22 protein-coding genes are annotated in these 19,078 nt (G+C 51.9%); 6 read left to right on the top strand and 16 right to left on the bottom strand.

Annotated elements, in window-relative coordinates; translation table 11 throughout:
- Window positions 1-8: 8 nt before the first annotated feature.
- Window positions 9-902, bottom strand: a complete 894-nt coding sequence (gene murQ, locus AC07RN_RS10165; RefSeq protein WP_478336262.1) for an N-acetylmuramic acid 6-phosphate etherase — start codon at window positions 900-902, stop codon at window positions 9-11.
- Window positions 903-1,019: 117 nt separating this feature from the next.
- Here murQ and AC07RN_RS10170 point away from each other — a divergent pair, with 117 nt between their 5' ends.
- Window positions 1,020-1,868, top strand: coding sequence for a MurR/RpiR family transcriptional regulator (locus AC07RN_RS10170; RefSeq protein ID WP_015960042.1), 849 nt, complete (start codon window positions 1,020-1,022; stop codon window positions 1,866-1,868).
- Window positions 1,869-1,924: 56 nt separating this feature from the next.
- Window positions 1,925-2,185: a YfhL family 4Fe-4S dicluster ferredoxin gene (locus tag AC07RN_RS10175; RefSeq protein ID WP_015960043.1), complete on the top strand. Its 261-nt coding sequence runs from the start codon at window positions 1,925-1,927 to the stop codon at window positions 2,183-2,185.
- On the opposite strand, the gene acpS is transcribed toward AC07RN_RS10175, so the two are convergent.
- The 12 genes from acpS to rseD all read right to left on the bottom strand — a co-directional run bounded on the left by acpS (window position 2,182) and on the right by rseD (window position 11,724).
- A complete protein-coding gene (gene acpS / locus AC07RN_RS10180) occupies window positions 2,182-2,562 on the bottom strand; it encodes a holo-ACP synthase (protein ID WP_015960044.1) in 381 nt (126 codons plus the stop codon). The genes AC07RN_RS10175 and acpS overlap by 4 nt on opposite strands.
- The gene (gene pdxJ, locus AC07RN_RS10185; protein WP_478336263.1) at window positions 2,562-3,293 is read right to left on the bottom strand and encodes a pyridoxine 5'-phosphate synthase; all 732 of its coding nucleotides are present in this window, start codon (window positions 3,291-3,293) and stop codon (window positions 2,562-2,564) included. The genes acpS and pdxJ overlap by 1 nt, the downstream gene beginning before the upstream one ends.
- 27 nt (window positions 3,294-3,320) lie before the next feature.
- Window positions 3,321-4,028, bottom strand: a complete 708-nt coding sequence (recO, locus tag AC07RN_RS10190; protein WP_041689706.1) for a DNA repair protein RecO — start codon at window positions 4,026-4,028, stop codon at window positions 3,321-3,323.
- A gap of 131 nt (window positions 4,029-4,159) precedes the next feature.
- The gene (era, locus tag AC07RN_RS10195) at window positions 4,160-5,065 is read right to left on the bottom strand and encodes a GTPase Era (RefSeq protein WP_015960047.1); all 906 of its coding nucleotides are present in this window, start codon (window positions 5,063-5,065) and stop codon (window positions 4,160-4,162) included.
- Window positions 5,062-5,742, bottom strand: a complete 681-nt coding sequence (rnc, locus tag AC07RN_RS10200) for a ribonuclease III (RefSeq protein ID WP_015960048.1) — start codon at window positions 5,740-5,742, stop codon at window positions 5,062-5,064. Before rnc ends, era begins: the two co-directional genes overlap by 4 nt.
- A gap of 221 nt (window positions 5,743-5,963) precedes the next feature.
- Entirely contained in the window at window positions 5,964-6,938 is a 975-nt protein-coding gene (lepB, locus tag AC07RN_RS10205) for a signal peptidase I (protein ID WP_478336264.1), read from the bottom strand.
- A 15-nt stretch (window positions 6,939-6,953) separates the two neighbouring features.
- On the bottom strand, window positions 6,954-8,753 hold the full coding sequence (gene lepA / locus AC07RN_RS10210) for a translation elongation factor 4 (RefSeq protein ID WP_015960050.1): 1,800 nt from the start codon (window positions 8,751-8,753) through the stop codon (window positions 6,954-6,956).
- Window positions 8,754-8,939: 186 nt separating this feature from the next.
- Window positions 8,940-9,416, bottom strand: a complete 477-nt coding sequence (gene rseC / locus AC07RN_RS10215; RefSeq protein WP_407436015.1) for a SoxR-reducing system protein RseC — start codon at window positions 9,414-9,416, stop codon at window positions 8,940-8,942.
- Window positions 9,413-10,366 (bottom strand): sigma-E factor regulatory protein RseB, encoded by a 954-nt coding sequence (rseB, locus tag AC07RN_RS10220; protein WP_041689493.1) that lies wholly within the window; start codon window positions 10,364-10,366, stop codon window positions 9,413-9,415. The genes rseC and rseB overlap by 4 nt, the downstream gene beginning before the upstream one ends.
- Window positions 10,366-11,016, bottom strand: coding sequence for an anti-sigma-E factor RseA (gene rseA / locus AC07RN_RS10225; RefSeq protein ID WP_059179479.1), 651 nt, complete (start codon window positions 11,014-11,016; stop codon window positions 10,366-10,368). Before rseA ends, rseB begins: the two co-directional genes overlap by 1 nt.
- 31 nt (window positions 11,017-11,047) lie before the next feature.
- Complete coding sequence (rpoE, locus tag AC07RN_RS10230) at window positions 11,048-11,623, bottom strand: RNA polymerase sigma factor RpoE (RefSeq protein ID WP_015960054.1); 576 nt, start codon at window positions 11,621-11,623, stop codon at window positions 11,048-11,050.
- Window positions 11,620-11,724, bottom strand: a complete 105-nt coding sequence (rseD, locus tag AC07RN_RS10235) for a rpoE leader peptide RseD (RefSeq protein WP_223297175.1) — start codon at window positions 11,722-11,724, stop codon at window positions 11,620-11,622. Before rseD ends, rpoE begins: the two co-directional genes overlap by 4 nt.
- A 325-nt stretch (window positions 11,725-12,049) precedes the next feature.
- On the opposite strand from rseD, the gene nadB reads away from it, so the two are divergent.
- Window positions 12,050-13,669: an L-aspartate oxidase gene (nadB, locus tag AC07RN_RS10240; protein WP_478336265.1), complete on the top strand. Its 1,620-nt coding sequence runs from the start codon at window positions 12,050-12,052 to the stop codon at window positions 13,667-13,669.
- Here the strand turns inward: nadB and trmN are convergent.
- Complete coding sequence (gene trmN, locus AC07RN_RS10245) at window positions 13,654-14,391, bottom strand: tRNA(1)(Val) (adenine(37)-N(6))-methyltransferase TrmN (protein ID WP_449554651.1); 738 nt, start codon at window positions 14,389-14,391, stop codon at window positions 13,654-13,656. The two genes, nadB and trmN, sit on opposite strands and share 16 nt — an antisense overlap.
- A gap of 133 nt (window positions 14,392-14,524) precedes the next feature.
- Here trmN and srmB point away from each other — a divergent pair, with 133 nt between their 5' ends.
- Window positions 14,525-15,853, top strand: a complete 1,329-nt coding sequence (gene srmB / locus AC07RN_RS10250; protein ID WP_478336266.1) for an ATP-dependent RNA helicase SrmB — start codon at window positions 14,525-14,527, stop codon at window positions 15,851-15,853.
- Window positions 15,854-15,898: 45 nt separating this feature from the next.
- On the opposite strand, the gene grcA is transcribed toward srmB, so the two are convergent.
- Complete coding sequence (gene grcA / locus AC07RN_RS10255; protein WP_015960058.1) at window positions 15,899-16,282, bottom strand: autonomous glycyl radical cofactor GrcA; 384 nt, start codon at window positions 16,280-16,282, stop codon at window positions 15,899-15,901.
- Window positions 16,283-16,582: 300 nt separating this feature from the next.
- On the opposite strand from grcA, the gene ung reads away from it, so the two are divergent.
- On the top strand, window positions 16,583-17,272 hold the full coding sequence (ung, locus tag AC07RN_RS10260) for a uracil-DNA glycosylase (RefSeq protein ID WP_478336267.1): 690 nt from the start codon (window positions 16,583-16,585) through the stop codon (window positions 17,270-17,272).
- Between the two features lie 76 nt (window positions 17,273-17,348).
- Here the strand turns inward: ung and AC07RN_RS10265 are convergent, their stop codons facing one another.
- Window positions 17,349-18,446 (bottom strand): tRNA/rRNA methyltransferase, encoded by a 1,098-nt coding sequence (locus tag AC07RN_RS10265; RefSeq protein ID WP_133629567.1) that lies wholly within the window; start codon window positions 18,444-18,446, stop codon window positions 17,349-17,351.
- A 206-nt stretch (window positions 18,447-18,652) separates the two neighbouring features.
- Between AC07RN_RS10265 and trxC the strand changes: the two genes are divergently transcribed.
- Window positions 18,653-19,072 (top strand): thioredoxin TrxC, encoded by a 420-nt coding sequence (gene trxC / locus AC07RN_RS10270; RefSeq protein ID WP_015960061.1) that lies wholly within the window; start codon window positions 18,653-18,655, stop codon window positions 19,070-19,072.
- Window positions 19,073-19,078 lie beyond the last annotated feature (6 nt).

Raw genomic sequence — 19,078 nt, forward strand, 5'->3', positions numbered from 1 at the left:
CTGCTGTTTTAGTTTTCTAACGCTGCCCGCAGGAAACCTTGATGCGCATCGAGCTTAGCGCGCGCCGCTGCGGCGTCCAGCCCACTCAGGATCATCAGAATGGCGGGTTTCACATCGTGATCGGTTTGCTTGAGCGCCGCTTCCGCCTCTTCACGGCTGGCCCCTGTTGCCTGCACCACCATGCGACAGGCTCTGTCCACCAGCTTGATATTGGTGGCTTGCATATCCACCATTAGGTTCTGGTAAACCTTGCCGAATTTCACCATCGCGCCGGTGGAGATCATGTTGAGCACCAGCTTTTGTGCCGTGCCGGATTTAAGCCGCGTTGAGCCGGTCAACGCTTCTGGCCCCACAATAGGAGAGATAGCAATCGCCGCGACCTGAGCAATCGGCGCCCCCGGATTGCAGGAGATCGCAACCGTCGTGCATCCCAGCTGTTTGGCGTATTCCAGGCCGCCGATGACGTAGGGCGTACGCCCGGATGCGGCCAGACCGACCACCAAATCGTTGGCAGTCAGATGAATTGCGATGAGATCATCTGCGCCCAGTTGCTGATTATCCTCAGCGCCTTCGACCGCTTTTAATAACGCGCCGGGTCCGCCTGCAATCAGGCCAAGCACCAGACCGTGCGGCACGCCAAAGGTTGGCGGACATTCAGACGCATCCAGCACACCCAGCCGCCCGCTGGTTCCTGCGCCCATATAAATTATGCGCCCACCGGACTTCAACGCATCAGCTGCCGCATCCACGGCTTTAGCCACCTCGGGCAATGTCTCTTTCACTGCCAGCGCGACCAGCGTATCCTGTTGATTAAAACAGGTTACAAGGTCAAAGGTGGACAACGCGTCCAGATCCATGGTTTGTGGATTACGTGATTCAGACACTAACGAGCCAAGATTCATCTTTTGTACCTCAAGAATTTTTAATTCATAATACCCGTACTATAGTGGAATATAAAATTCATTCAGGTGAGCAAACGTCGATTTGCTGCGGCTATCACATTTTCGCCAGGAGGACGTATGAACTGCTTAATTCGTATTCGCCAGCGTTATGCGGGCTTTGCCCAGAGCGACAAAAAACTGGCGGATTTCCTGCTGGCGCAGCCCGATCACGCGCGTCACTTAAGCTCTCAACAGCTCGCCAGTGAAGCGGGTGTTAGCCAGTCGAGTGTTGTGAAATTTGCACAAAAGATTGGCTTCAAAGGGTTTCCGGCACTAAAACTGGCGATCAGTGAAGCGCTGGTCAACAACCCTAATCCACAATCTATGCCGCTGCACAATCAGATTCGCGGTGATGACCCGATGCGCCTCGTCGGGGAAAAACTCATCAAGGAGAACGTGACGGCAATGCACGCCACGCTTGATGTGAATAGCGAAGAAAAATTGCTCGAAAGTGTCGCCATGCTGCGCAGTGCGAGACGGATCATTTTGACGGGCATTGGCGCATCCGGACTGGTGGCGCGGAATTTAGGCTGGAAACTTACGAAAATTGGTTTCAACGCCATGTCCGAACAGGATATGCATGCCCTACTGTCGACGGTTCAGGCAATGGCTCCCGACGATCTGCTGCTGGCAATTTCGTATTCAGGTGAGCGCCGCGAGATCAATCTTGCCGCGGATGAAGCGTTACGCGTTGGGGGTAAGATTCTGGCGATTACCGGTTTTACCCCTAACGCTCTGCAACAACGGGCGACGCGCTGCCTGTACACCATTGCTGAAGAACAAGCGACGCGCAGCGCGGCGATTTCGTCCACCAGCGCGCAGATGATGCTGACGGATTTGCTCTTTGTGGCACTCGTACAGCAGGATCTGGAACATGCGCCAGAACGTATTCGTCACAGCGAAGAGCTGGTAAAAAAACTGGTTTGAACAGGGAATGAGCGTATAATGCCCGCCCTGTTTGTGATGTTTCTGAGATTTTCCTGATGGCGCTGTTAATCACTAAAAAATGCATCAATTGCGATATGTGCGAACCCGAATGCCCTAACGAGGCGATTTCCATGGGTGACAGCATTTATGAGATTAACAGCGATCGCTGTACCGAATGCATCGGTCATTACGAGACGCCGACCTGTCAGAAAGTGTGTCCTATTCCAAACACCATCCTCAAAGATCCTGCGCATGCTGAATCAGAAGAGCAGCTGTGGGACAAATTTGTACTGATGCACCACGCCGACAAAGTTTAACTTTCGAGAATGACCGTCGCGCAGGCGTAGCGTCGTTCATCCGCCAGCGTCACGTGCATATTGACCACGCCGAGTTTCTCCGCCAGTTTTTGCGCCTCACCCCATAAACGCAGGCGCGGTTTGCCCAGTTCATCGTTAAACACTTCAAACTGATTAAAAGCCAGCCCGTTGCGAATGCCCGTGCCGAAGGCTTTCGCTGCCGCCTCTTTGACCGCAAAACGCTTCGCCAGAAAACGCACCGGCTGTTGATGCGTTTCCCAGATTGCCCATTCGTTGTCGCTCAGCACGCGTCTCGCCAGGCGATCGCCACTTCGGGCGATCACCGCTTCGATACGGCCAATTTCAACGATGTCCGTGCCTAAGCCCAGAATCGCCATTACTGACGCGCTTCCAGCATCAAACGTTTCATTTCCGACACAGCTTCTTTGAGACCGCTCATCACTGCCCGACCGATAATGGCGTGACCGATGTTCAGCTCAAACATCTCTGGAATTTGCGCAATCGCTTTGACATTGTGATACGTCAGACCGTGCCCGGCGTTAACCTTCAAGCCCAGGCTGGCAGCGTAAGTGGCGGCTTTCGCGATACGGGCAAGCTCTTTAGCCTGAGCGACTTCGTCTTCGGCATCGGCATAGCAACCGGTGTGAATTTCGATGTACGGCGCACCGACCGCGGCAGCCGCTTTGATCTGGTCAAAATCGGCGTCGATAAACAGGGAAACCAGAATGCCGGCGTCAGCAAGGCGTTTGCAGGCATCGCGCATTTTATCCTGCTGCCCGGCGACATCCAGCCCACCTTCTGTGGTCACTTCCTGACGTTTTTCCGGCACCAGGCAGCAGAAATGAGGTTTGGTTTCGCAGGCAATCGCCAGCATCTCTTCCGTCACCGCCATTTCCAGATTCATGCGGGTATCCAGCGTCTGGCGCAGAATTTTCACATCCCGGTCAGTGATATGGCGGCGATCTTCACGCAAATGAACGGTGATACCGTCTGCGCCCGCCTGCTCGGCAATAAACGCCGCCTGAATCGGATCAGGATATGCCGTACCACGCGCGTTACGCAGTGTGGCGATGTGATCAATGTTGACGCCTAACAGTAATTCAGCCATGACAATCCTCGGTTTTCTCATTGTTCGTTAACGCTTTGGCACAAACTGCCTGAATAATTCTCGGCTCTTTAAGGGCTTGCCACCAAGATACGGCTTGAGGGCGATTCGGGTAAAGCGTTTTGCCGCGCGTAAGGTGTCCTGATCGGGAAATTCACGCTCGGACAGCGCCCGGAGGTGTCGCCCGGTAAAGGTGGTGTTATCAATAACGATACTGGCGATAAACCCTTTCTCTTCCCGATAACGATAAGTCATGGTGTCATCGACTGAATCCCCGCTCCCCGCACAGTGCAGAAAATCGACGCCGTAGCCAAGATGCCCGAGCAGCGCCAGTTCAAACCGACGTAATGCGGGTTCCGGCGAATCCGTTGCGCCAGCAAGTGCCTGGATACAGTGCAGATAATCGAAGAAAAGTTCAGAGAAGCGGGTCTCATGTTCCAGAACGCGTGAGATGAGTTCGTTGACATACAGACCGCTGTAAAGCGTGATACCAGAAAGGGGAAGCGCCAGAGAGACGGCTTCAGCACTGCGTAGGGTTTTGACTTCCCCACGACCACCAAAGCGAACTAAAAGAGGAGTGAAAGGTTGTAGAGCTCCTTTCAGATTGGAACGTTTGGATCGTGCGCCTTTTGCCACAAGGCGCACGCGACCAGACTCTTCCGTGAAGACGTCCAGCATGAGGCTGGTTTCGCTCCAGGGACGACTATGCAGGACGAATGCGCGCTGCCAGCCTTCCATCATACTCGTCGTCTTTCACGCTGCAGGTGCGTTGGCGGCACCCATTCACCCCGGTCGTTTACCCGAGTAAGCTCCCGGATATTCGCGGTCTTGCCGCCTTCCTGCACCTCGAAAGCCATCGAGTATGAAAATCAGACGTCGTCGCCGTAACCGAGGCTGCGCAGTGCGCGCTCATCATCGGCCCAGCCAGATTTCACCTTCACCCACAGTTCGAGGTGTACCGGTGCTTCAAACATGTCCTGCATGTCTTTACGCGCTTCAATACCGATGGTTTTAATCTTGGAACCTTTGTTACCAATCACCATCTTCTTCTGCCCTTCGCGCTCGACGAGGATCAGTCCGTTGATGTCATAACCACCGCGCTCGTTAGTCTGGAAACGCTCGATTTCAACGGTGACAGAGTACGGCAGTTCAGCGCCCAGAAAACGCATCAGTTTTTCACGGATGATTTCAGAGGCCATAAAGCGCTGAGAACGGTCGGTAATGTAATCTTCCGGGAAGTGATGGATCGCTTCTGGCAGATGTTTACGCACAATACCCGCGATGGTATCCACGTTCATTCCGCTTTCCGCAGACAGCGGAACGATATCAAGGAAGTTCATCTGGCTTGCCAGGAACTGCAGGTGTGGCAGCAGATCGGCTTTCTCTTGCACGTTATCAACTTTGTTGACCGCAAGAATGACCGGCGCTCTGCCGTCACGCAGCTTGTTCAGGACCATTTCATCGTCCGCCGTCCAGCGAGTCCCTTCCACGACGAAAATGATCAGCTCAACATCACCGATTGAGCTGCTCGCCGCTTTGTTCATCAGACGGTTAATGGCACGTTTTTCTTCCATATGCAGGCCCGGAGTATCAACGTAAATTGCCTGATATTCACCTTCTGTATGGATGCCAACGATACGGTGGCGCGTGGTCTGCGCCTTTCGGGACGTGATTGAGATCTTCTGCCCAAGTAATGTATTCAGCAGGGTTGATTTGCCAACGTTCGGACGTCCGACGATAGCAATAAAACCACAGTAACTTTTTTCTTCGCTCATTCCAGCTCCAGCATTTTCAACGCCTGTTCGGCGGCAGCCTGTTCAGCCTTACGGCGGCTTGAACCTGTGCCAACCACCGGTTCACTCAGGCCGCTAACCTGGCAATGGATGGTAAATTCTTGATCATGCGCTTCGCCACGGACCTGCACCACCAGATACGATGGCAACGGCAGATGGCGACCCTGCAGGTATTCCTGCAGACGCGTTTTCGGATCTTTTTGTTTATCGCCCGGACTGATTTCGTCCAGACGCGTTTGATACCAGTTCAGAATCAGTTGCTCAACAGTCTGGATATCGCTGTCGAGGAAAACGCCACCGATTAATGCTTCGACAGTATCGGCGAGAATAGATTCACGGCGAAAACCACCGCTTTTCAGTTCGCCAGGACCCAGTCGCAAACATTCACCCAGTTCAAACTCGCGCGCAATTTCGGCAAGCGTATTGCCGCGTACCAGCGTGGCACGCATCCGGCTCATGTCGCCTTCGTCAACGCGCGGGAAACGGTGATAAAGCGCGTTCGCGATCACGTAACTCAAAATGGAGTCACCTAAAAACTCTAAACGCTCATTATGTTTGCTGCTGGCACTGCGATGGGTTAATGCCTGTTGCAATAATTCATGATGCTGAAAAGTGTAGCCCAGCTTCCGTTGAAGCCGATTAATTACGATGGGGTTCATGCTATACCAATAAATGAATGCGTCAAAAATGCAGCACACGAAACCGACCTGAGAAAACCAACGCGGTTTCGTGTGCCGTGGCACTGGCTCTGCGCCAACCTTAAACTTCGGGGGAATATTCTATACACAACGGGTGGGGATGTCGTTAGCCAGGTGAGATTATCCTTTAAATAATTCACGTAACCACTCTTATCAGTGGTTACGTGTTCAATTCACACGAATTAATGAATCGCGCCAATACGATTCAAGCGGACGCCAGTCGGCCATTCGCCTTCTTGTTTCTCAAAGCTCATCCAAATCGCAGTCGCTTTACCGACCAGGTTGGCTTCCGGAACAAAGCCCCAATAACGGCTGTCCGCGGAATTATCACGGTTATCACCCATCATGAAGTAATGTCCAGGCGGCACGATCCAGGTCGCTAACGGCTGGCCTGACTGCTGGTAATACATTCCCAACTGATCCTGCGCAATCGGCACGGTCAGAATACGATGCGTTACATCACCCAGCGTTTCCTTGCGTTCTACCAGGCGAATACCGTTTTCTTTGGTCTCGCCTTTTGGCAACTGGAAGAAGCCACTGGTGGCTTCGCCGCCATTACGACGAGCAAAAGTCTGAACGAAGTCGCTCGGCTCAACGTTGGAATAGGTGATTGGCAGCGCGTTTACACATGCCGTACCGGAACTGCAACCCGGCTGAACGGTGACTTCTTTCGCGACTGGATCGTAGCTGACTTTGTCACCCGGCAAACCCACTGCACGCTTGATGTAGTCCAGACGCGGATCGTCAGGGTATTTGAAGACCACGATGTCGCCGCGTTTTGGATGACCGGTTTCAATCAATGTTTTCTGGTAGATAGGATCTTTGATGCCGTAAGCAAACTTCTCTACCAGAATAAAATCACCAATCAAAAGCGTTGGCATCATCGAACCTGACGGGATCTGGAAGGGTTCATAAATAAATGAACGCACCACCAAAACTATCGCCAAAACCGGGAACACGGAAGCGCCAGTTTCCAGCCAGCCCGGTTTAGGGCTGACTTTCTTCAGGGTTTTCGGATCCAGTTGATCACCTGTCGCTGCCTGCGCGGCGGCCTGACGCTGGAGACGTTTAGGGGCAAAAATAAACTTATCCAGACACCACAACAGACCCGTCACCAGTGTCGCAACGACCAGGATCAGGGCAAACATGTTCGCCATGCCAACTCCTTAGAATTATTTTCCGTCTTTGCCAACGTGCAGAATGGCGAGGAACGCTTCCTGTGGCAGCTCAACGTTACCAACCTGCTTCATGCGTTTCTTACCATCTTTCTGTTTCTGCAGCAGTTTTTTCTTACGGCTGACGTCACCGCCGTAGCATTTCGCCAGAACGTTTTTACGCAGCTGTTTTACCGTTGCACGAGCAATAATATGGTTGCCAATGGCCGCCTGAATCGCGATATCAAACTGCTGACGCGGGATCAGTTCTTTCATTTTCTCGACCAGTTCGCGGCCACGGTATGGTGCGTTATCGTTGTGCGTAATCAGCGCCAGCGCATCGACGCGCTCACTGTTAATCAGCACATCTACACGTACCATGTTGGAAGCCTGGAAGCGTTTGAAGTTGTAATCCAACGACGCGTAACCGCGCGAAGTTGACTTCAGACGGTCAAAGAAGTCGAGCACCACTTCTGCCATCGGGATTTCATAGGTGAGCGCAACCTGGTTACCGTGGTAAACCATGTTGGTCTGCACACCACGTTTCTCAATGCACAGCGTGATCACGTTGCCCAGGAATTCCTGTGGCAGCAGCATGTGACATTCAGCGATAGGCTCGCGCAGCTCTTCGATGTTATTCAGAGGCGGCAGCTTCGATGGGCTGTCGACGTAAATAACTTCTTTGTTCGTTGTCTCAACTTCATACACTACGGTCGGTGCCGTGGTGATGAGATCCAGATCGTATTCACGCTCCAGACGTTCCTGAATGATCTCCATGTGCAAAAGACCGAGGAAGCCACAGCGGAAGCCGAAGCCCAACGCAGTAGAGCTTTCTGGCTCATAGAACAGTGAAGCATCGTTCAGGCTCAGCTTACCAAGTGCATCACGGAAGTTTTCGTAATCATCAGAGCTAACAGGGAACAGACCCGCATATACCTGTGGTTTCACTTTTTTGAAGCCAGGCAGCGCTTTGTCAGCCGGGTTACGTGCTTGCGTCAGGGTATCGCCCACTGGCGCGCCCAGAATGTCTTTAATCGCGCAAACCAACCAGCCAACTTCACCGCATCTCAGTTCAGTACGGTCAACCTGTTTTGGCGTGAAGATCCCCAGACGATCGGCGTTATAAACCTGACCGGTGCTCATCACTTTGATTTTGTCGCCTTTGCGCATGGTGCCGTTTTTGATACGGACCAGCGACACAACGCCCAGGTAGTTATCAAACCAGGAGTCAATAATCAGTGCCTGCAGCGGGGCATCCACATCACCTTCCGGTGGCGGAATGTCGCGAACCAGTCGTTCCAGCACATCAGGAACACCCACGCCGGTTTTCGCGGAGCAGCGCACAGCATCGGTAGCATCGATGCCCACGATGTCTTCAATCTCTTCCGCCACACGCTCTGGATCAGCAGCAGGCAGGTCGATTTTGTTAAGAACCGGCACCACTTCAAGTTCCATTTCCATTGCGGTGTAGCAGTTCGCCAGGGTCTGGGCTTCTACGCCCTGCCCGGCATCGACCACCAGCAGCGCGCCTTCACAGGCCGCCAACGAGCGAGAAACTTCATATGAGAAGTCAACGTGGCCCGGGGTGTCGATGAAATTCAGTTGATAGGTTTCGCCATCGGCGGCTTTGTAATCAAGCGTTACGCTCTGCGCTTTGATGGTAATACCACGTTCGCGTTCCAGGTCCATGGAGTCCAGAACTTGGGCTTCCATTTCACGATCAGACAGGCCACCGCAAATCTGGATAATACGGTCAGACAGCGTCGACTTACCGTGGTCAATGTGAGCAATGATCGAAAAGTTACGTATATTCTTCATATAATTAAATAATTATGCCTTACGAATTCCTGGAGGCCGCTGTTCTTAGCCTGACGTTTTTCAGTGCGAAAACGCAGCATTCTACACTACATCTTCGTCACCAGGAAATGCTCTTGAAGCCAAGCTTAGCGAGAGGATTCGGGGTTTTCATTTCAGAGATGTAAATAAAGATAAAGCCCGGTGTAATTACCGGGCTTCAGAAGAAAGCGTTTCAACACGAAGCATGTTGGGAGGAAGGCCTACGCTCAGAATGACAGGCTGCCAGGCCTCTCGCTCAGCGAGTTTTTGCGAAAAGCCACGTGCCAACATGAAACCGCCCACACCACCCAATGCTCCGCCACACATTGCAGCAAGATCGGTTCCAAATAACATTTGGAAGATTCCCGCTAGCACAAATAAGCCCACGAGCGGTGAGAGGTAAACCAGCATTGCCGAACCAAGTAAACTGCCCTCAGCAATACCAAGCTCGACCTTCTGCCCTTCGGTGAGTGGCTGCTCGCTGGGCACAGAAATCGTATGCGTGGTTTGCGGCCCGAGTTTGTTGAGTACGCGAGAGCCACACCCAGCACGAGAAGCACAACTGTTACATGAGGCTTTGACGTCGCACATAACAAGCGCGACGCCATCGTTCCACGAAACCACCGTGGCCCATTCTTTAATCATTGTGCGGCCCTGAATTTAATGCTGTCTGAAATACGCTTTGCCGTTTGCGGAGGAAGTTCTCCCACAATGGTGATCTCAGCATTATCGCGTATCGTCGAACTGACTGTTCGGCGACCCGTCCGGAGCATTTGCTCAGAACTGTTAGCGGTGGCGCGATTGATATTCACCGAGAAGCTAAACAGGCCGTCAGAATAAAGTCGAGATTCGACCGCAGTTTCAATCGTTGGAAGCTGACGGCGACTGCTGGATATCTCACTGAAACCTTGAGGTATCCATGATGGCGCCCAGTTAAAGTTAGCCGCGTCGCCCGCAGGAACCGACAGAAGCGGTGGAAGGTTAGCTTTAGCCAGGCTTTGCATACTCGAGCCAACCTGATTATTCACGGTGAACGAGATCACGCGGAATTGCTCAAGCGTTTCACCGTCGCGATCGAGCAGATCGACACGCATTGGCAGCTTGGTTTCCGTATCCATCCACACAATGTAGCTATAGCGTGTGCCGTCTTTTGCCACTACGCGAATGACTTCGCATAGCCTATCCGCAATGCGGGTACGGCCAACCGAAATAAAATCGTAGTAAGGCGACAGACGCTTAAAATCGGTATACACAAGAGCGGGTAGCGAATCGACGATGTAATCGCCATTGAGCGTAAACGGTTCAAGACCTGGCTCAAAATAGCTGATTTCATTACCGCGCTGAACAACTTCACGGCGCGGGCCGTCCATCTGTAAAAGCTGGGCAAGCGGCTGTTTATCAAGACGAGCATGGCGATAGCGCAACGACTCTACACCTTGCTTATTGATACTGACAAAAGCCAACTCATAATTGAGTGACTGGCTGGCCATGTTCATTTGCTGCAACAACGCCCCGGACGATAAATCAGCCGAGGCGTTGGCAGAGAAGAACAGGCTACCCGCCACCAAAGACATGGCGCACCAAAGTTGCTTCATTACTGCGATTGCGTTCCTAAAGTTTGGTTTCCTGGTACTTGCACGCCAGCTTGCTGGGTTTGCGCCTGCTCAAACTGGAGTTGTTCCGAGTGCAAGCGGCGCTGCAATTCGTAATCCTGCAACATCGCATTAATACGACGGCGCTGTTCCTGTACCTGCTGTTGCTGACCAGGACTTACCGACGCATCTGCTGGCACGCCCAGACTTACCGGACTTGCTTTGCCCATCATCGGCAGCGTATTGAACACTGGCGCTTCAGGCTGCTGATTCGCTTCAGATTGACCATTATAGTGCTGGACGCCAACAATAACTGCAAGCGATACGCATGCCGCCACACCCATTTGGGTAAGCTGACTCGCCCATGGGCGCACTTTTTTCCAGAACGGCATCTTTTGCCATTGATGCGGCGCCGGCTGAGCTTCAGGAATCAAAGGAATGGTTTGATGCACAGGCTCGTTCTCAATGGCCGCCATTACGCGTGCTGAGATATCGAAATGGAGAACATCGCCCGTATCACCGCGCATAGAATCACGGATGAGATGGTAACTCTCCCAGGTCTTTTGCATATCGGGAGAATGAGAAAGCTCGTTGAGCAACTCACTGTCCAGCGTTTCACCATCCATTAAAGCGGAAAGTTTTTCTTTCTGCATGCCTAATACCTTTTCCAGTATCCCGCTATCGTCAACGCCTGATAAGCGGTTGAACTTTATTATCAATAGCTTCTCGCGCACGGAAAATACGTGAGCGAACCGTCCCGACCGGACAATCCATGATGGCAGCTATCTCTTCATAGCTAAGGCCATCCAATTCCCGTAACGTAATTGCCATACGTAAATCTTCCGGGAGCGACTCGATCGTTCGAAAAACTATTTGTCTCAGTTCTTCTGACAACATTAAGTTCTCAGGGTTCGAAATTTCTTTCAATGCACCGCCACTTTCGAAGTTTTCTGCTTCAATCGCATCAATATCACTTGATGGCGGACGACGGCCCTGAGCAACCAGATAATTCTTTGCTGTATTGACAGCAATACGATACAGCCAGGTGTAAAAAGCACTATCTCCCCGGAAAGAATCCAGCGCGCGATAGGCCTTAATGAAAGACTCTTGTACCACATCAGGGACATCCCCTGACGGGACATAACGGGACACCAGACTCGCCACTTTATGCTGATAGCGCACTACCAGTAAGTTAAAGGCTTTCTGATCTCCCTTCTGGACCCGTTCTACCAGGACCTGGTCCGTTAACTGCTCGCTCATCCGAGGTAATGTCTCCCCAAACCTAAATTCCACGCGTTATCGAAACGCCACTCTAAAAACACTGCAATGTGAGCAAGCAGGGGATTAGAGTGTCTATTCATCAGTAAGTTCCGTTACGCTTTTGTTTTTGTTCATCGTGTCGCAGACAGTTCATTTTCTCTCATTATATGTCTGTTAACGATACGTACCCCAATTTCTGATAGTAAAGGGCATTTTTACAGCCAGCAGAGTACCGCAACAAAGGTATTATTTCACCACAAAATCTGAAGCTAACGATCTGCTTCGCAAAATATTTTCGCGCATTTGCACGATTTTATCCTCTCCGCTGATGTTTAGGCTGCGCAACACACAATAAAAAAAACGTGCTGTACATTGCGTACCGGTGCTATTCTGGCCAAACACTGTTTAGTAAATTAAACAAAAATCATGAACACAACTCCAGAACTCCAATGTGATGTACTGATTATTGGCAGCGGCGCAGCTGGCCTGTCCCTCGCACTTCGCCTGGCTTCTCAGCAGAAAGTGATTGTCCTGAGTAAAGGGCCAATGAGCGAAGGCTCAACCTTCTACGCGCAAGGTGGCATTGCGGCTGTGTTTGATGAAACAGACAGCATCGCGTCACATGTCGAAGACACCTTAATAGCGGGCGCAGGAATTGTTGATGAGCATGCCGCTGAATTTGTAGCCAGCAATGCACGTCACTGTGTTCAATGGCTTATCGATCAGGGCGTTTTATTCGATACGCATATTCAGCCGAATGGTGAAGAGGGCTATCACCTCACCCGTGAAGGGGGTCATAGTCACCGTCGCATTTTGCATGCTGCCGACGCCACCGGTAAAGAAGTTGAAACCACGCTGGTGAGCCAGGCGCGTAACCATCCGAACATTCAGGTACTCGAGCGCAGCAACGCGGTCGATTTGATTGTTTCCGATAAGATTGGGCTGCCGGGAACGCGACGAGTCGTAGGCGCGTGGGTCTGGAACCGTAATAAAGAAAAAGTGGAAACCTGTCAGGCAAAATCTGTGGTGCTGGCAACGGGTGGCGCGTCTAAAGTTTACCAATATACGACAAACCCAGACATCTCCTCAGGCGATGGCATTGCGATGGCCTGGCGTGCCGGCTGCCGTGTCGCCAATCTGGAATTTAATCAGTTTCATCCAACAGCGTTGTTCCATCCTCAGGCGCGCAACTTTCTATTGACCGAAGCCCTGCGTGGCGAAGGCGCTCACCTTAAACGCCCCGACGGCTCGCGGTTTATGCCCGACTTTGATTCCCGCGGTGAACTTGCTCCGCGCGATATTGTGGCACGCGCCATTGACCATGAAATGAAGCGTCTCGGCGTCGATTGCATGTATCTCGACATCAGCCATAAACCCGCTGATTTTGTGCGTCAGCACTTCCCGACCATCTACGAGAAATTACTCGGACTGGGGATCGATCTTACCAAAGAACCCGTTCCTATTGTCCCCGCTGCGCACTATACATGCGGCGGCGTGATGGTAGACGACCATGGACGGACAGACGTTGATGGTCTTTACGCGATCGGCGAGGTGAGTTACACCGGGCTGCATGGTGCCAACCGCATGGCGTCTAACTCGCTGCTTGAATGTCTGGTTTATGGCTGGTCAGCTGCAGAAGATATCACCAAACGTACGCCCTATGCCCGCAAGGTAGAATCGCTTCCCGCCTGGGATGAGAGTCGAGTCGATAATCCGGATGAACTCGTGGTCATTCAGCATAACTGGCATGAGTTGAGACTGTTTATGTGGGATTACGTTGGGATTGTGCGAACCACGAAACGTCTGGAACGCGCGCTGCGACGCATTACCATGCTCCAGCAGGAAATAGATGAGTATTACGCTCATTTCCGCGTATCCAATAACCTGCTTGAGCTGCGCAACCTGGTACAGGTTGCAGAGTTGATTGTGCGGTGCGCCATGATGCGTAAAGAAAGTCGAGGCTTACATTACACGCTGGATTACCCCGATCAACTGGAAGAGTCGGGGCCGTCGATTCTGGCCCCACTTGTTCACATAAACAGATAAAATGCCTGGGTCAGCGCGGTGTAATCTTCGGAGTAACGCTGGTCTGGCCCACGAATCACCATTCTGTCGCTAAAGCACTCTCCCTCTTTCGGCGATAGCGCCAGTAATACCCGGTGAGGCAGTTTTCCATCGGTATCGGCAATATCGGTTCGCAGACGTAAAAACCAGCCGATGTCGAGCGCAGTCTTGATAAAAGTATTCCCGGTATTTTCGGGTAATACGACGCAGAAAAACCCTTCTTCCGAGATTAAATTGGCTGCCGCTGCTAAAAGCGCAGGATGGCCAAGCGAACCGGTATAGCGCGCCTGGTCACGCTCTGGCGTGCCGCAGTCAACACCAGGCTCATAATAAGGGGGATTGCTAACGATAAGATCGTAGCGCGCCGTTTGCTCGGGCGCCCACGCCAGGATATCAGCGCACTGAACCTGAACGCGTTCAGCCCAAGGGGATTCAGCGGCGTTTTCACTGGCCTGATTCGCTGCCTGAGCATCCAGTTCGACCGCATCAATCGTGACATGCTGCTCGGTACGTTGCGCCAGCATCAGCGCTAAAAGGCCACTTCCGCTACCGATATCCAAAATTCGCTTTACGCCCGCGACGGGAGCCCATGCACCGAGTAAAATACCGTCAGTACCGACCTTCATCGCGCAACGATCGTGAGCTACAAAGAACTGTTTAAAAGTGAAACCATCGCGGCGCAACAGCGCTTTGGGTTGGGACATGTCAAAACAACCTTCTTAAATGAAACTGGAGTAGCATAGGGGAAAGCGAAGTGGTGGAAAAGGGATATCCATACAAACAGATGAAGATTGCAGCCATAACGTCTATAATCAGCGCCCCACACAGAGGTAGAACATGACTGTAACGACTTTTTCCGAACTTGAACTCGATGAATGCCTGCTGGAAGCTCTCCAGAATAAAGGCTTCACACGCCCGACTGCCATCCAGGCGGCTGCCATTCCGCCTGCGTTAGAAGGCCGTGATGTACTCGGTTCTGCGCCGACAGGCACCGGTAAAACGGCGGCGTACTTGCTGCCTGTCTTGCAGCATCTTATTGATTTCCCTCGCAAGAAATCTGGCCCGCCGCGTATTTTGATTCTGACACCTACACGTGAGTTAGCCGTTCAGGTAGCAGAACATGCGCGTGAATTAGCCGCAAAAACGCATCTGGATATTGCCACCATCACCGGTGGTGTCGCCTACATGAACCACGCCGAAGTGTTCAGTGAGAACCAGGATATCGTGGTCGCGACGACCGGCCGTTTGATGCAATACATCAAAGAAGAGAACTTTGACTGCCGCGCAGTAGAAACGCTGATCCTTGATGAAGCAGACCGTATGCTGGAACTGGGCTTTGCGCAGGATATCGAGCATATCGCAGGCGAAACGCGCTGGCGCAAACAGACGATGCTGTTCTCCGCAACGCTTGAAGGCGATGCGATCAAAGATTTTGCTGAGCGTCTTCTGGAAGATCCGGCCGAAGTTTCTGCCACGCCTTCTACGCGTGAGCGCAAAAAGATCCACCAGTGGTATTACCGCGCAGATAACTTTGAACACAAGCTTGAGCTGCTGAAGCATCTGCTCAAACAAGATGACACAACGCGTACCATTGTTTTTGTTCGTAAACGCGAGCGCGTACATGAGTTGGCCGCTCAGTTGCGTTCAGCGGGTATCGATAACTGTTATCTTGAAGGCGACATGCCGCAGGTGAAACGCACCGAAGGGATTAAACGTCTGACTGAAGGTCGCGTTAATGTTCTGGTGGCTACCGACGTAGCGGCGCGCGGTATCGACATTCCTGAAGTAAGCCATGTTATTAACTTTGACATGCCGCGCAGCGGGGATACCTACCTTCACCGTATCGGTCGTACCGGACGTGCAGGCCTGAAGGGTACGGCTATTTCTCTGGTTGAGGCGCATGACTATCTGCTGCTTCAGAAAGTAGGCCGTTACATCGAAGAGCCCGTTAAAGCGCGCGTAATTGATGAGTTACGCCCTACGACGCGTCCGCCGAGCGAGAAAATGACGGGTAAACCGTCTAAGAAAGTGCTCGCTAAACGCGAAGAGCAGAAACAGAAAGAAAAAGAAAAACCGCGCGTGAAGGACCGTCACCGTGATGCCAAGAATATTGGCAAACGCCGTAAGCCGAGTGGCTCAACAGCGACTTCTCACAAAGAAGAATAAAAAAACGCCGGGCTTATTACCCGGCGTTTTTATTTCCAGCGGATCTTACAGGCTAGCAGTAAAGGTACGAGCAATCACATCGCGCTGCTGTTCTGGCGTCAGTGAATTGAAGCGTACGGCATAACCTGAAACGCGGATGGTCAGCTGCGGATATTTTTCTGGATGCTTAACCGCATCTTCCAGGGTCTCGCGACGCAGTACGTTGACGTTCAGGTGTTGTCCACCTTCAACGCGTACTTCTGGTTGAATCTCCATTGGGATTTCACGGTATTCGATTTCGCCCAGTTTGTTTACTGGCACAATTTGGTCTTCCGCAAAACCGGCTTTCGCCACGACGCAACGCGCTTCACCTTTCTCGCTGTCCAGCAGCCAAAAAGAATTCAACAGGTCGTCATTTGCAGCTTTAGTGATCTGGATACCCGTAATCATATGATGCCTCCCATAACCTACATTATTTGGTGTCGGCCATTAGCGGCCAATTGGTAAAACCATTGTTTCTTGAGTGTATATATATCAGTCGAACCCGCCCAATTCATTGACCTAAATCAACAAAAAACAGACCTTACAAATTGTGTGGTTTGAATTTGTTGTTTTATATCAATTTTCACACCGTGGAATCTGGGTATGTTTTCGTTCTTTTCAAGACTTAAGGGCTTTATCCCTAACGGATTTTGCGCCTCCGGCATTAACGGTTAAGCTAGGCGCAGATAAAATTCGCAGGAGAGCGAGATGACCACTTCATTAACATGGCATGACGTGTTGGCTGATGAAAAACAAAAACCCTATTTTGTTAATACGCTGAATACTGTCGCCGCTGAAAGGCAGTCAGGCCAAACAATCTACCCGCCGCAAAAAGATGTGTTTAACGCTTTCCGCTACACCGAGCTCAATAACGTCAAAGTCGTGATCCTGGGTCAGGATCCCTACCACGGCCCAGGACAAGCGCATGGTTTGGCTTTCTCTGTTCGTCCGGGTATTGCCACACCACCTTCTCTGCTGAACATGTATAAGGAGCTGGAAGGTTCTCTGCCTGGCTTTGTTCGCCCTGCTCATGGCTATCTGGAGAGCTGGGCGCATCAGGGTGTGCTGCTTCTCAATACGGTACTGACCGTGCGGGCAGGACAGGCGCATTCTCATGCCAGCCTCGGATGGGAAACGTTCACCGACAAAGTGATTAGCCTGATCAACGAGCATCGAGAAGGCGTTGTGTTTTTACTGTGGGGAGCGCATGCGCAGAAGAAAGGGGCAATTATTGATCCCAAGCGCCACCATGTGCTGAAAGCGCCCCATCCTTCTCCGCTGTCTGCTCATCGCGGCTTTTTTGGCTGCAATCATTTTGTGTTAACGAATGAATGGTTAGAAAAACGCGGCGAGAAGCCTATCGACTGGATGCCAGTCTTACCGGCGGAAAGTGAGTGATTTTTTAAGCAGATTTAAAGGTTAAGACCAAAATGAATATGCCCGACAATCGCCGGGCATATTAAACAATGCGAGATTACGCTTTGTTTTGACGCCACCATTCAGCCAGCAGAACGCCGGTTGCAACGGAAACGTTAAGGCTTTCTACTTTACCAGTCCCTTCGATAGAAACACTCAGGTCGGCCGTTGAAAGCGCAGCATCGGACAAACCATCGCGTTCCTGACCCAGCACCAGCACCATTTTACGTGGCAGCGTGGCCTGGAACAGCGGCGTGCCTGTATGGCTGGATGTAGTCACGATGGAATAACCCGCTTTGCGGAACTCCTCAATAGCATCCAGTACGCTTTCGCCTGTGATAGGCTGGACGTGCTCAGCCCCGCCTTCAGCCGTACGAATCGCTGCACCTGACTCGACAATTGCCGCATCCTGCAACAGTACGCCTTTCACGCCGAAGTGCGCGCAGCTACGCATCATTGCGCCCAGATTATGTGGGTTACCCACATCTTCCAGTGCCAGTACACAGTCATCGGCATCCGCCTGGCTGACCCACTGCTTAACGGTTGTGCCGTTACGCTTTTTGATCAGGAAGCAAACGCCACCGTGATGCTCAGTACCCGACGCCTTCGTCAGTTCTTCGTCATCAACAACGTGGTATGCCTTACGGTTTGCAGCCATCCAGCGAAGTGCTTCTTTGAAACGCGGCGTTACGCTCTGGATAAACCAGGCACGAACGATACATTCCGGACGGCTCTGGAACAGGGCCTGACACGCATTTTCACCGTACACACGGGTTTCTTCTGCGCGTTGACGGCGCAGCACTTCCGGATCGATGAAGCTTTTACCACTGATTCCGCCGTGATCGGCCTTAGCCGGTACGTCGTCAGTTGGGGCACGAGATACCGTGCGCCATGGTGAGGAATCACGTTGGAAGTCATCCCGAGGGCGGTCGTCGCGTTTGCGATCGTCACGCTTACGGTCATCACGTTTGCGGTCATCACCGCGGGAATTTTTGTCATCGCGGGCGGGGCGACGGCCACCGTCTGCACGCGACGATGCTGGACGCCCGGCACCCTTTCCGGTACGCGGATTAACGGTGCGTTTGTCAGAATCATCATCACTGCGGACATACATCACTTTGACCTTGCCGCTTTTATTTTTCAGTTCGTCGTTCATGCTTTTCTCCACCAGCGCTGCGCGAAGCGCGCAGATTACCCGATGTGCAAGCGCATAGCCATTATTTCGTATAAAAGCCTATGACTATTGTTCCTATTGAATAAAACGCATTGTCGTTTCAAACAGGCTCAATGATAATATGTAACATATCAGAAACATTATCGGCATCATGCCGCATTGTCCTACTGCTCTATCAGAGGTTAGTTATGAATACCGTATGTGCCAACTGCCAGGCTCTTAATCGCATTCCGGAAGGCCGCATTGATGATGGAGCAAAATGTGGGCGTTGCGGTCATGAGCTTTTCGATGGCGACGTGATTAACGCCACGGGTGAAACTCTCGACAAACTGCTCAAAGACGATCTCCCGGTTGTAGTGGATTTCTGGGCACCCTGGTGTGGCCCGTGCCGTAACTTTGCGCCCATCTTTGAAGATGTCGCGGAAGAACGCAGCGGCAAAATGCGTTTCGTGAAAGTTAATACCGAAGCTGAACGCGAGCTCAGCGCGCGTTTTCGCATTCGCAGTATTCCGACTATTATGATTTTCAAAAATGGCGAAATGGTGGATATGCTTAATGGTGCCGTACCGAAGGCGCCTTTCGAGAGCTGGTTGAACGAATCGCTCTAACAATCT

It is taken from the genome of Lelliottia sp. GFLA7, assembly GCF_056490165.1.